The following is a 13,748-nucleotide window of genomic DNA, read 5'->3' as shown; positions in this document are numbered from 1 at the left end:
ATTAACGAAGCTGGCATTGACACAGCTGTTCGTTATTTCAGAACTAACACAGTGGACGCGAGCAACTGAGGACAAGCCCTCGGCCTATTAGTACCAGTCAGCTCCACCCCTTACGAGGCTTCCACATCTGGCCTATCAACCCAGTCGTCTACTGGGAGCCTTACCCTCTCAAGGAGGTGGGAATACTCATCTCGAAGCAGGCTTCCCGCTTAGATGCTTTCAGCGGTTATCCCTCCCGAACGTAGCCAACCAGCCATGCCCTTGGCAGGACAACTGGCACACCAGAGGTTCGTCCGTCCCGGTCCTCTCGTACTAGGGACAGCCCTTCTCAATATTCCTACGCGCACAGCGGATAGGGACCGAACTGTCTCACGACGTTCTAAACCCAGCTCGCGTACCGCTTTAATGGGCGAACAGCCCAACCCTTGGGACCGACTCCAGCCCCAGGATGCGACGAGCCGACATCGAGGTGCCAAACCATCCCGTCGATATGGACTCTTGGGGAAGATCAGCCTGTTATCCCCGGGGTACCTTTTATCCGTTGAGCGACGGCGCTTCCACAAGCCACCGCCGGATCACTAGTCCCGACTTTCGTCCCTGCTCGACCCGTCGGTCTCACAGTCAAGCTCCCTTGTGCACTTACACTCAACACCTGATTGCCAACCAGGCTGAGGGAACCTTTGGGCGCCTCCGTTACTCTTTAGGAGGCAACCGCCCCAGTTAAACTACCCATCAGACACTGTCCCTGATCCGGATCACGGACCCAGGTTAGACATCCAGCACGACCAGAGTGGTATTTCAACGACGACTCCACAACCACTGGCGTGGCTGCTTCACAGTCTCCCACCTATCCTACACAAGCCGAACCGAACACCAATATCAAACTGTAGTAAAGGTCCCGGGGTCTTTCCGTCCTGCTGCGCGAAACGAGCATCTTTACTCGTAGTGCAATTTCACCGGGCCTATGGTTGAGACAGTCGAGAAGTCGTTACGCCATTCGTGCAGGTCGGAACTTACCCGACAAGGAATTTCGCTACCTTAGGATGGTTATAGTTACCACCGCCGTTTACTGGCGCTTAAGTTCTCAGCTTCGCCACACCGAAATGTGACTAACCGGTCCCCTTAACGTTCCAGCACCGGGCAGGCGTCAGTCCGTATACATCGCCTTACGGCTTCGCACGGACCTGTGTTTTTAGTAAACAGTCGCTTCTCGCTGGTCTCTGCGGCCACCCCCAGCTCAGAGTGCAAGACTCATCACCGGTGATGGCCCCCCTTCTCCCGAAGTTACGGGGGCATTTTGCCGAGTTCCTTAACCATAGTTCACCCGAACGCCTCGGTATTCTCTACCTGACCACCTGAGTCGGTTTAGGGTACGGGCCGCCATGAAACTCGCTAGAGGCTTTTCTCGACAGCATAGGATCATCCACTTCACCACAATCGGCTCGGCATCAGGTCTCAGGCTTCATGCTGTCCGGATTTGCCTAGACAGCGCCCTACACCCTTACCCCGGGACTACCACCGCCCGGGCTGGACTACCTTCCTGCGTCACCCCATCGCTTACCTACTACAAGTCTGGTTCGTCGGCTCCACCACTTTCCTTTCCCCGAAGGGTCCGGAACGGCTTCACGGACTTAGCATCGCCTGATTCGATATTGGGCGTTTCAAAGCGGGTACCGGAATATCAACCGGTTGTCCATCGACTACGCCTGTCGGCCTCGCCTTAGGTCCCGACTTACCCTGGGCAGATCAGCTTGACCCAGGAACCCTTAGTCAATCGGCGCACACGTTTCTCACGTGTGTATCGCTACTCATGCCTGCATTCTCACTCGTGAACCGTCCACAACTAGCTTCCGCTGCTGCTTCACCCGGCACACGACGCTCCCCTACCCATCACAGTCCCCGTTGGGGGTATGTACTGCAATGACACGACTTCGGCGGTACGCTTGAGCCCCGCTACATTGTCGGCGCGGAATCACTTGACCAGTGAGCTATTACGCACTCTTTCAAGGGTGGCTGCTTCTAAGCCAACCTCCTGGTTGTCTCTGCGACTCCACATCCTTTCCCACTTAGCGTACGCTTAGGGGCCTTAGTCGATGCTCTGGGCTGTTTCCCTCTCGACCATGGAGCTTATCCCCCACAGTCTCACTGCCGCGCTCTCACTTACCGGCATTCGGAGTTTGGCTAAGGTCAGTAACCCGGTAGGGCCCATCGCCTATCCAGTGCTCTACCTCCGGCAAGAAACACACGACGCTGCACCTAAATGCATTTCGGGGAGAACCAGCTATCACGGAGTTTGATTGGCCTTTCACCCCTAACCACAGGTCATCCCCCAGGTTTTCAACCCTGGTGGGTTCGGTCCTCCACGAAGTCTTACCTCCGCTTCAACCTGCCCATGGCTAGATCACTCCGCTTCGGGTCTAGAGCGTGCAACTCAAACGCCCTGTTCGGACTCGCTTTCGCTACGGCTTCCCCACACGGGTTAACCTCGCTACACACCGCTAACTCGCAGGCTCATTCTTCAAAAGGCACGCAGTCACGACATACGTGCAAGCACGTATGCGACGCTCCCACGGCTTGTAGGCACACGGTTTCAGGTACTATTTCACTCCGCTCCCGCGGTACTTTTCACCATTCCCTCACGGTACTATCCGCTATCGGTCACCAGGGAATATTTAGGCTTAGCGGGTGGTCCCGCCAGATTCACACGGGATTTCTCGGGCCCCGTGCTACTTGGGTGTCTCTCAAACGAGCCGTCAATGTTTCAGCTACGGGGGTCTTACCCTCTACGCCGGACCTTTCGCATGTCCTTCGCCTACATCAACGGTTTCTGACTCGTCTCACAGCCGGCAGACTGTGAAAGAGAGATCCCACAACCCCCACGACGCAACCCCTGCCGGGTCTCACACGTCGTAGGTTTGGCCTCATCCGGTTTCGCTCGCCACTACTCCCGGAATCACGGTTGTTTTCTCTTCCTGAGGGTACTGAGATGTTTCACTTCCCCTCGTTCCCTCCACATGCCCTATGTGTTCAGGCATGGGTGACAGCCCATGACGACTGCCGGGTTTCCCCATTCGGAAACCCCCGGATCAAAGCCTGGTTGACGGCTCCCCGGGGACTATCGTGGCCTCCCACGTCCTTCATCGGTTCCTGGTGCCAAGGCATCCACCGTGCGCCCTTAAAAACTTGGCCACAGATGCTCGCGTCCACTGTGCAGTTCTCAAACAACGACCAGCCACCCATCACCCCACCAACAAGTAGTGAGTGCACTGGGGCCGGCAACTGAAGACTTTGGCCTTACCGGCCGCACCTTCAGACACCCAACAGCGTGCCCGGCCTCAACCCCTGGTCTGTTCTGTTCCACGCCGAAGCAGTACTGGGAACAACCAGGTGATGATGCCGAATAGTCAACGTTCCACCCATGAGCTGACCGTGCAGAACATTTGCCTGCAATCGGTACTGTGCTCCTTAGAAAGGAGGTGATCCAGCCGCACCTTCCGGTACGGCTACCTTGTTACGACTTCGTCCCAATCGCCAGTCCCACCTTCGACAGCTCCCTCCCACAAGGGGTTGGGCCACCGGCTTCGGGTGTTACCGACTTTCGTGACGTGACGGGCGGTGTGTACAAGGCCCGGGAACGTATTCACCGCAGCAATGCTGATCTGCGATTACTAGCAACTCCGACTTCATGGGGTCGAGTTGCAGACCCCAATCCGAACTGAGACCGGCTTTTTGAGATTCGCTCCGCCTCACGGCATCGCAGCTCATTGTACCGGCCATTGTAGCACGTGTGCAGCCCAAGACATAAGGGGCATGATGACTTGACGTCGTCCCCACCTTCCTCCGAGTTGACCCCGGCAGTCTCCTGTGAGTCCCCATCACCCCGAAGGGCATGCTGGCAACACAGAACAAGGGTTGCGCTCGTTGCGGGACTTAACCCAACATCTCACGACACGAGCTGACGACAGCCATGCACCACCTGTATACCGACCACAAGGGGGGCACTATCTCTAATGCTTTCCGGTATATGTCAAGCCTTGGTAAGGTTCTTCGCGTTGCGTCGAATTAAGCCACATGCTCCGCTGCTTGTGCGGGCCCCCGTCAATTCCTTTGAGTTTTAGCCTTGCGGCCGTACTCCCCAGGCGGGGAACTTAATGCGTTAGCTGCGGCACCGACGACGTGGAATGTCGCCAACACCTAGTTCCCAACGTTTACGGCGTGGACTACCAGGGTATCTAATCCTGTTCGCTCCCCACGCTTTCGCTCCTCAGCGTCAGTAATGGCCCAGAGATCCGCCTTCGCCACCGGTGTTCCTCCTGATATCTGCGCATTTCACCGCTACACCAGGAATTCCGATCTCCCCTACCACACTCTAGCTAGCCCGTATCGAATGCAGACCCGGGGTTAAGCCCCGGGCTTTCACATCCGACGTGACAAGCCGCCTACGAGCTCTTTACGCCCAATAATTCCGGACAACGCTTGCGCCCTACGTATTACCGCGGCTGCTGGCACGTAGTTAGCCGGCGCTTCTTCTGCAGGTACCGTCACTTGCGCTTCTTCCCTGCTGAAAGAGGTTTACAACCCGAAGGCCGTCATCCCTCACGCGGCGTCGCTGCATCAGGCTTTCGCCCATTGTGCAATATTCCCCACTGCTGCCTCCCGTAGGAGTCTGGGCCGTGTCTCAGTCCCAGTGTGGCCGGTCGCCCTCTCAGGCCGGCTACCCGTCGTCGCCTTGGTAGGCCATTACCCCACCAACAAGCTGATAGGCCGCGGGCTCATCCTTCACCGCCGGAGCTTTCCACCCGGAAGCATGCGCTTCCAGGTCGTATCCGGTATTAGACCCCGTTTCCAGGGCTTGTCCCAGAGTGAAGGGCAGATTGCCCACGTGTTACTCACCCGTTCGCCACTAATCCACCCCGAAGGGCTTCATCGTTCGACTTGCATGTGTTAAGCACGCCGCCAGCGTTCGTCCTGAGCCAGGATCAAACTCTCCATGAATGTTTACCGGTAATCCGGTGCACACACACGAAAGAGCGGAACAACCCGGTCGGAATATGACCAGTTGTCCTCAGCGTCCTCGCTGTGTTGTTGCCACCCGCAAGCGGATGGACTTTTCAAAGGAACCTCCAACCCACCATCACTGGCAGGCCGGGGTTGTCAATCTGGCGTTGACTTTTGGCACGCTGTTGAGTTCTCAAGGTACGGACGCTTCCTTTGTTCCCGTTTCCGGGCCCTCCGGGCGCTTCCTTCGTTTCCGACTCTATCAGACTCTTTCGCGTCCGATTCCCGTGTCGGCGGGATTTACTTTCCGGGGTTTTCGCTTTCGCGCTTTCCCTTTCCGGCGGCTCCGACTCTATCAGTGCTTTTCCGTCTCCCTGACCACTTCGATTTGCGACGCACGGCAGTACCGGCACAGCAATCGACGCTCAGGTCAAGATCAGGTTCAGCAATGAAGATCAAGAAGATGAGGAGCCTGCCCGCTGATCCGCATTCACGTGAAGTTCACGTTTGGCGACTGAGCGGGACTTAGGACAGTACAGGCCCCGGCGTGGTCCGGGCAAATCGACGCAGGGTCTATGGTCTAGTCCACTAGTGCACCGGTCTAGTCCAGTAGTCTCCGTCCGAGGGAAGCCCGGGCTGCGTTCATACCAGGCGAAACCGGACTTCCTATGACTTACCCTTCTGAACAGTACGCCGGGTCACTGCAGGTAGTGGCCGCGACACGAAGAAGCCCCACCCCTGGGAGGCCATCCATGACCACCGTGACGTCCCCGCTCGCCGGGCGTGCCATCGGACTCGCGGCAGTGCCCGATCCGGTGTTCTCCGGCGCAATGGTGGGCCCCGGTACCGCCATCGACCCCGTGCGTGAGCCCTCGGAGGCGGTTTCCCCCGTCGACGGCGTCATCGTCTCCCTGCACCCGCACGCCTTCGTGGTCGTCGACGACCAGGGCCACGGTGTGCTGACGCACCTCGGTATCGACACCGTTCAGCTCAACGGCGAGGGCTTCGAGCTGCTCGTCAACAAGGGCGACACCGTGACGCGCGGCCAGGCCGTCGTGCGGTGGGACCCCGCCGCCGTCGAAGCCGCCGGAAAGTCCCCCATCTGCCCCATCGTGGCGCTCGAAGCCACCGCGGACTCCCTCTCCGGTGTCGTCGAAAGCGGCGACGTGAAGGCCGGCGACACGCTGTTCGGCTGGCAGTGACGTCTGCGCCGCGGCGACGGCGCGCTGGACGGACAACCACTGCGGCGGCACTGACCGCCGCGACTATCGGAGACGGGTGAGATGGAGACAACGCTGCGAGGCGTCGGCGTGAGCCACGGTGTGGCGATCGGCGAGGTACGGCATATGGGCACGGCGGTCCTGGAGCCGCCGGCCAAGCAGATTCCGGCGGAGGAGGCGGAGCGCGAACAGGGGCGTGCCCGCAAGGCCGTCGAGGCTGTGGCCGCCGACCTGAACGCGCGCGGGAACCTGGCGGGCGGCGAGGCGCAGGCCGTCCTTGAGGCCCAGGCGATGATCGCCCAGGACCCCGAGCTGATCGCCGACGTCGACCGGCGCATCGCCGTCGGCAGCACCGCCGAGCGGGGCATCTACGACGCGTTCTCGCACTACCGCGAGCTCCTCGCGGGCGCCGGCGAGTACATGGCCGGGCGTGTGGCGGACCTCGACGACGTACGGAACCGCATCGTGGCGCGCCTGCTGGGCGTGCCGATGCCGGGCGTTCCGGACAGCGACGAGCCGTATGTACTGATCGCGCGCGACCTGGCTCCCGCCGACACGGCGCTGCTCGACCCCGCGCTCGTGCTCGGGTTCGTGACCGAGGAGGGCGGGCCGACCAGCCACAGCGCGATCCTGGCGCGGGCGCTCGGCGTTCCCGCGATCGTGGCGCTGCCGGGCGCCGGTGAGCTCGCCGAGGGCACGCTGGTCGCCGTCGACGGCAGCACCGGGGAGATCTTCGTCGACCCGAGCGAGGAGAAGCGGGCCGAGCTGGAGCGGGCCGCCGCCGAGCGCAAGGCCGCGCTGGCCGCCTCCTCCGGACCGGGTGCCACCTCGGACGGGCACAAGGTGCCGCTGCTCGCCAACGTCGGTGGTCCCGCCGACGTCCCGGCCGCGGTGGAGGCGGGCGCCGAGGGCGTCGGTCTCTTCCGTACCGAGTTCCTCTTCCTCGACGACTCCGCGAAGGCGCCGTCGGAGGAGAAGCAGATCGAGGCGTACCGCAAGGTTCTGGAGGCGTTCCCCGAGGGCCGTGTGGTCGTGCGGGTGCTGGACGCGGGCGCGGACAAGCCGCTCGACTTCCTGACCCCGGCCGACGAGCCGAACCCGGCGCTGGGAGTGCGCGGCCTGCGGTCGCTGCTCGACCACCCGGACGTGCTGCGTACCCAGCTGACCGCGCTGGCCAAGGCCGCCGAGGGGCTTCCGGTGTATCTGGAGATCATGGCGCCGATGGTCGCCGACCGTACGGACGCGAAGGCGTTCGCGGACGCGTGCCGGGAGGCCGGGCTGCGGGCGAAGTTCGGCGCGATGGTGGAGATTCCCTCCGCCGCGCTCCGCGCGCGCTCGATCCTCCAGGAGGTCGAGTTCCTGTCGCTGGGCACCAACGACCTGGCCCAGTACACCTTCGCGGCCGACCGGCAGGTCGGTGCGGTGTCGCGGCTCCAGGATCCGTGGCAGCCGGCGCTGCTCGACCTGGTCGCCCTGTCCGCCGAGGCCGCCAAGGCCGAGGGCAAGAGCTGTGGTGTCTGTGGTGAGGCCGCCTCCGATCCGCTGCTCGCCTGTGTGCTGACCGGTCTCGGTGTGACCAGCCTGTCGATGGGTGCCGCCTCCATTCCTTACGTACGCGCGACGCTGGCGAAGTACACGCTCGCCCAGTGCGAGCGTGCGGCCGCCGCCGCGCGTGCAGCCGACACGGCCGACGAGGCCCGTGTGGCGGCGCAGGCGGTGCTGTCCGGGGAGTGACCCGGTCCGCCGCCTGAGTGCGGTGTCCGGGTGGGAGGGGCTTCCCGTCGCTGATGCGGCGGGGAGCCCCTTTCGCGTGCCGGGTCCCGGCGTGCCCGTCAGTGGTGGGTGTCCGGTTGGTCGAAGGGGAAGCCCGGGCGGTAGTCCACGCCGGGCTCGGGCGAGACCGGGTCGCCGGTGTCGGCATCGGTGCAGTAGGCGCTGAACACCTCCCCGGCGGTCAGCGGGAGCAGGCTGCCCTCGTGGAGCCGCCACCCGTGGACGCGGTCGGGGGCCTCGGGTGCGGTCGTCCGCAGGACGAGCCCGCCGGGGCTGTGCTGGGCGATGCCCGCGGCGAGAACGGTGACGAACTCGGCGACGTCCGACTCGTCGAGCAGCGCCGGGCCGCCGTCGCGGTGCTCCGCGTGGAGCACCGCGATGAGCTGTTCCTGCTCGGCCTGGACGCTGCAGACAAGGTGGTGCAGGCCGGGGCCTGCTGCCTGGAGCAGGTTCGTCAGGAGCGCCGAGGCCCGTTCGAAGGCGGAGCGGCCGATGTCCTGTCCGCACTGTGCACACTCCCCCAGTTCGGTGAGCAGGAGTGTCGCGTAGTCCCAAGTCGCCTGGCGTACCGCTTTGTTGATGAGTGCGGGGACCAGGCTGTCGATCGGTTGTCCTTCGTAGCGGACGCGGGCGCCGCCGGTCGCGATCTCGGCGGTGAAGCGGGTGCGGCTGTCCGCGCTGTCCGGGTCGAGGCCCGTCAGGGTGCAGAACTCGGTGAACTCATCCGGGTCGAAGAGGGCAACCGTGGTGTGCAGGCCCTGGGCGGCCCGGGCTCTGAGCAGGCCCTCGACCTGGTGGAGATAGACGGTGTGGTCGTCGAAGGCGAAGGACCGGTACCGGGTCATCACTTCGAAGTCGTAGGCGTCGGCGAGCACTCCGATGGTGCTCGGTGCCTCCCGGCACAGTGTCCGCCGCATGGCTCTGGCCGTGTGGGGCGGGCGGGAGCCGTGGGGTGTCCTGGAGCGGGTCGTGGTCGTCGGGCCGCCGGAATTCCTGGAGTTATGCCTGTGCGCCATGATTTTTCCCCCTGAGCGCTGTCGATCAGTGCTCACTCACCGTAACCGGGGGCACTGACAACGCCGGTCGGGGCAGTCGGTCGCGGACCAGTCGGTGCTGAATTCCGCAGGTCACGGCGATGACGGCGCCGAAGGCCGTCCAGCCGAGCGGGCCGGTGGCGATCGCGGCGGTGACGGCGAGCGGCCCCAGGCTGCGCTGCGCGGACTGGGCCAGGCCGTGCACACCGAGGTAGGTGCCCTGGGCGTCGCCGGGGGCCAGGGCGATCGAGAGTTCCCAGGAGACGGTGGCGTGGATCATCTCGGCCAGGGTGAAGGCGGCCGTGGCCACGATGAGGAAGATGCTCGCGGGCACGGCTCCGCCGACCGCCGACGCCGCCATGGTGACTCCCGCCGCGGCGAACACGGCGGAGAGCGGGAAGAGCAGGCGGTGTGCCGCCCGGGTGGTCGCGCCGAACTTGGCCAGGGGTACCTGGAGTCCCACCACCATCACGTTGTTGAGCACCATCAGGAGCGGTACGAGGCCGTGCGGCGCGTCCGTGGCGTGCACGGTCCACAGGGGCAGGCCGACCTTGAAGACGGCGTCGTCCATGAAGAGGATCGCCTCGGTGGCCACGTACGCGAGGTAGGTGCGGTCCCGCCACGGCCCGGTCGGTCGCGCCGCGGGCGCCGGGTCGCCGGACTTGGCGACCGTGCGGGACGGCGAGGGCGGTTCCGCGCAGCGCGCGGTGATCAGCGCGGCGCCGACGAAGGAGAGGGCGTCTCCGGTGAGGAGCCACTGGTAGACGGCGGTGCTGCCCATGGCGAGTGCGGCCGCTGCGGCGAGGCCGCCGACCGCCCAGCCGGCGTTGGCGAGGGTGCGGCTGACGGCCTGGTAGCGGACGCGGTCGGGACCGGCGACGCGGGCCGCGTACAGCTTGGTGAGCACATTGGCGGAGCGGTCGCCGAAGCTGCCGACGGCCGAGTAGACCAGCAGCAGCGCGTAGTTGTCGGTGGTGAGCAGCGCGGCCGAGGCGAGGGCCCGCAGGAGCTGGAAGACGATCAGTACGCGGGAGAGCGGCAGCCGGTCGGCGAGGCGGCCTCCGATGGGGGCGCCCGCGATGCCGACGGCACCGGCCGCCGCGACCAGGGTGCCGACCTGGGCGATGGACAGCCCTGCCACATAGGTGAAGTACAGGACCGAGACGGCTGCCCACAGACCGCTGCCGGTCCGGTCGACGAACGCGACCCAGAGCATCAGGCGGCCGTCGCGGCCTCCCGGTACGCGTTCCCACAGGGCCGCACGTCGGCTGCGCAATGTCACTGCTCCCCCTTGACGTCATTTATGTATTGATACATAATTCAGTACGTGGCAGAACAATATGCGATCACGGGTACATCAGCCAAGGGCATTGCCGCGTCCGTCGAACGAGGCGTCGCCGACGGCGGGTTGGGCCCGGGGGACGCGCTCCCTCCGGTTCGCCGGCTCGCCGACGACCTCGGGGTGAGCCCGGGGACGGTCGCGACCGCGTACAAGGAGCTGCGCCAGCGCGGGGTGATCGTCACGCGCGGCCGGGGCGGGACCGTGATCGCCGCCGCGCCTTCGGTGGCCTCCAGGCGCCCGCCGAAGGTGCCGGAAGGGCTGCGGGATCTGGCGGGCGGCCACCCCGACCCGGCGTTCCTGCCCGAACTGCCCGCGCCGGTACGGATGTCGGCGGGGGCGCGCTCGCACCGGTCGACGCCACGGCTGCCGCTGCTGGAGCAGCGCGTCCAGGAGTGGCTGGGCGCCGACGGGGTGCCCGCCGAGTCGGTGACGTTCGCCCATGGCTCGCTGGACTGTGTGGCGCGGCTGCTCACCACCGAGCTGCGCCCCGGGGACGCGGTGGCCATGGAGGACCCCGGATATCACCATCTGCTGGACCTGGTGCAGGTGATGGGGCTGCGTACGGTGCCGGTCGCCGTCGACGACGAGGGGATGCGGCCCGCCGCTCTGCGCGAGGCGCTGCGGTCGGGGGCCCGGGCCGTCGTGTGCAGCCCGCGCGCGCAGAATCCGTACGGCGGCTGCTTCTCGGAGCGGCGCAGGGACGAACTGGTGGAGGTCCTGGCGCAGGCGCCCGATGTGCTCGTGATCGAGAACGACCACGCCGCGGACATCGCGGGGGCACCGTTGCACTCGCTGACGGTCGGCGGGCGGTTGGCGCGCTGGGCGCATGTGCGGACCGTGACGAAGTACCTGGGGACGGACCTGCGGTGGGCGGCCGCGGCGTGCGATCCGGCGACGCTGGCCCGCCACGACGGACGGCTGCTGCTGACCTCGGGATGGGTCAGCCATCTCCTTCAGGGCACGGTCCTCGGCCTGCTGACCGACCGGATGGCCCAGGAACTGGTGGCACGCGCGCGTGAGACCTACGCGCAGCGGCGCAGCGCTCTGGTGGACGAGCTCGGGCGGCGCGGGATCGCCGCGCACGGGGCCAGCGGGATGAACGTGTGGGTGCCGGTGCGGGACGAGTCCGCGGTGGTGAACGGGCTGCGCTCGCGCGGCTGGTGGGTGGCCGCCGGGGCGCGCTTCCGGATCGCCACGGAACCGGGCGTACGGATCACCGCGGCGGAGCTGAAGACGACGGAAGCGGCGCTCCTGGCCTCGGACTTCGCGGACACGCTGGGCGAGTCCGAGGCCACGTACGGGGGCTGAGAGCGGGCCCGGCAGGCCTGTGAGTGCCGCCTGGAGGTCCCGGACAGGCCTCAGCCGTGCTTGCGGGCCACCGCTTCGTAGAAGCGGAGGAGGTCGAGGTTGTCGACCGAGCCCGGGTTGACCGCCTTCTCCAGCGGCGTGCCCTGGAGCAGCCGCTTGACCGGGACCTCGATGCGCTTGCCCGTCAGGGTGTGCGGGACGCCCGGGGCCTCGATGATCTCGTCGGGGACATGGCGCGGGGAGAGCTCCTCCCGGATCGCCTGCTTGATCTTGGTGCGCAGGGCGTCGTCCAGTACGGCCCCTTCGGCGAGATGGACGAAGAGCGGCATCCAGTAGCCGCCGTCCGGCTCCTCCAGGCCGATGACCAGGGATTCGCGGATCTCGGGGAGGCGTTCGACCACTTCGTAGATGTCGGCCGAACCCATGCGCACGCCCTGGCGGTTGAGCGTGGAGTCGGAGCGGCCATGGATGATCACCGAGCCGTGGCCGGTGATGGTGATCCAGTCGCCGTGGCGCCAGACGCCGGGGAACATCTCGAAGTAGCTGTCGCGGTAGCGGCTGCCGTCCGGGTCGTTCCAGAAGCGGATCGGCATGGAGGGCATCGGGTTCACCACGACGAGTTCGCCGACCTCGCCGACGACCGGCTTGCCCTGGGGGTCCCAGGCCTGGAGGTCGGTGCCCAGGCAGGCGGCCTGGAGCTCGCCGATGTGCACGGGCAGGGTCGGCACCGCTCCCGCGAAGCAGGAGCACACATCGGTGCCGCCGCTGACCGAGGCGATCCACAGGTCGTCGCGGACCTCGTCGTGGAGCCAGCGGAAGCCGTCGGGCGGCAGCGGGGAGCCGGTGGTGGCGACGCACTTCACGCGCGCGAGGTCGTAGTCGCGGGCCGGGTGCACCCCGGCCTTGCGGCAGGCCATCACATACGCGGCCGACGTCCCGAAGAGCGTGGCCCCGGTCCGCTCGGCGATGCCCCACTGGGCGCCGGTCTCCGGGTAGCCCGGGCTGCCGTCGTACAGGACGACCGTCGTTCCGGTGAGCAGTCCGGAGACGAGGAAGTTCCACATCATCCAGCCGGTCGAGGTGTACCAGAAGAACCGGTCCTCGGGGCCGAGGTCGCAGTGCAGTCCGAGCTGCTTGAAGTGCTCCAGGAGAATGCCGCCCTGGGACTGGACGATCGCCTTGGGCAGGCCCGTGGTGCCCGAGGAATAAAGAACCCAGAGCGGGTGGTCGAAGGGAACTTGCTCGAAGACCGGCTCGTTGTCACTCTCAGTGAGCGAAGACCATTCGAGAGTTCCTTGGGGGGCAGCGGTGCCGAGAAGGGGAATGTGGACGACAGCGCGCAGGGTGGGCAGTTCGCGGCGAAGTTCGGCGACGACGTCGGTGCGGTCGTGCTCCTTGCCGCCGTAGCGATAGCCGTCGACGGTGAACAGGACGACGGGTTCGACCTGCTGGAAGCGGTCCAGGACGCTGCGCGCGCCGAAGTCGGGGGCGCAGGAGGTCCAGACGGCGCCGACGGCGGCGGTGGCGAGCAGCGCGGTGACGGCCTGCGGGATGTTCGGCAGATAGCCGCTGACGCGGTCCCCGGGCCGTACGCCCAGGGCGCGCAGTTCGGCGGCGAGCGAGCCGACCTGGCGGCGCAGCTCTGCCCAGCTGGTGGCGACCGGTTCGTGCGACTCGTCGACGTGCAGGAGGGCCGCGTCGTCGGCGCGGGCCGGGTCCTCGGCGGTGCGCAGGGCGTGCTCGGCGTAGTTGAGGGTCGCGCCGGGGAACCACTGGGCGCCGGGCATCGAGCGGTCGGCGAGGACCGTCTCGTACGGCGTCGAGAAGCGCACGTCGAACCAGTCGGCGACGGCCTTCCAGAACGTGTCGAGTTCGGCGACCGACCAGCGGTGCAGTGCCTGGTAGCCGCCCTCGGCGGGTGCGCCGTAGCGCTCGGCCGCCCAGGTCTGGAAGGCGGTGATCCGCGCGCCGGAGATGCGGTCGGGGCCCGGCTGCCACAGGGGCTCGGGCTGCGGCGCGGCGTTCGCTGGTGAGGTCATGGGTCGGCTCCCGGGCTGGTACGCGTCGTGTGCG

The 13,748-nt window shown here is 65.8% G+C and carries 6 protein-coding genes and 2 rRNA genes; 3 read left to right on the top strand and 5 right to left on the bottom strand.

Features of this window, described 5'->3' with window-relative positions; translation table 11 throughout:
• Nucleotides 1–67: 67 nt before the first annotated feature.
• Both ACT1U9_RS27115 and ACT1U9_RS27110 read right to left on the bottom strand, forming a co-directional pair.
• Nucleotides 68–3,189, bottom strand: a 23S ribosomal RNA gene (locus ACT1U9_RS27115).
• A gap of 280 nt (nucleotides 3,190–3,469) precedes the next feature.
• Nucleotides 3,470–4,995 (bottom strand): 16S ribosomal RNA (locus ACT1U9_RS27110).
• Together the 16S and 23S rRNA genes form the textbook arrangement of a ribosomal RNA operon.
• A gap of 755 nt (nucleotides 4,996–5,750) precedes the next feature.
• Here ACT1U9_RS27110 and ACT1U9_RS27105 point away from each other — a divergent pair.
• Nucleotides 5,751–6,200: a PTS sugar transporter subunit IIA gene (locus ACT1U9_RS27105; RefSeq protein WP_444535231.1), complete on the top strand. Its 450-nt coding sequence runs from the start codon at nucleotides 5,751–5,753 to the stop codon at nucleotides 6,198–6,200.
• Nucleotides 6,201–6,281: 81 nt separating this feature from the next.
• Nucleotides 6,282–7,952: a phosphoenolpyruvate--protein phosphotransferase gene (gene ptsP / locus ACT1U9_RS27100; protein ID WP_444535230.1), complete on the top strand. Its 1,671-nt coding sequence runs from the start codon at nucleotides 6,282–6,284 to the stop codon at nucleotides 7,950–7,952.
• 98 nt (nucleotides 7,953–8,050) lie between these two features.
• Here the strand turns inward: ptsP and ACT1U9_RS27095 are convergent, their stop codons facing one another.
• Both ACT1U9_RS27095 and ACT1U9_RS27090 read right to left on the bottom strand, forming a co-directional pair.
• Nucleotides 8,051–9,007, bottom strand: coding sequence for a hypothetical protein (locus ACT1U9_RS27095; protein ID WP_444535229.1), 957 nt, complete (start codon nucleotides 9,005–9,007; stop codon nucleotides 8,051–8,053).
• A 25-nt stretch (nucleotides 9,008–9,032) separates the two neighbouring features.
• Nucleotides 9,033–10,307, bottom strand: a complete 1,275-nt coding sequence (locus tag ACT1U9_RS27090; RefSeq protein WP_444535228.1) for an MFS transporter — start codon at nucleotides 10,305–10,307, stop codon at nucleotides 9,033–9,035.
• Between the two features lie 45 nt (nucleotides 10,308–10,352).
• Between ACT1U9_RS27090 and ACT1U9_RS27085 the strand changes: the two genes are divergently transcribed.
• Nucleotides 10,353–11,675, top strand: coding sequence for an aminotransferase class I/II-fold pyridoxal phosphate-dependent enzyme (locus ACT1U9_RS27085; protein ID WP_444535227.1), 1,323 nt, complete (start codon nucleotides 10,353–10,355; stop codon nucleotides 11,673–11,675).
• A gap of 50 nt (nucleotides 11,676–11,725) precedes the next feature.
• Here ACT1U9_RS27085 and ACT1U9_RS27080 read toward each other — a convergent pair whose 3' ends face one another.
• The gene (locus ACT1U9_RS27080; protein ID WP_444535226.1) at nucleotides 11,726–13,714 is read right to left on the bottom strand and encodes an acetoacetate--CoA ligase; all 1,989 of its coding nucleotides are present in this window, start codon (nucleotides 13,712–13,714) and stop codon (nucleotides 11,726–11,728) included.
• Between the last annotated feature and the right edge of the window lie 34 nt (nucleotides 13,715–13,748).

This window comes from Streptomyces sp. BR1 (assembly GCF_052373795.1).
Lineage (GTDB): Bacteria > Actinomycetota > Actinomycetes > Streptomycetales > Streptomycetaceae > Streptomyces.
This window is presented reverse-complemented; position numbering and strand designations above follow the sequence as displayed.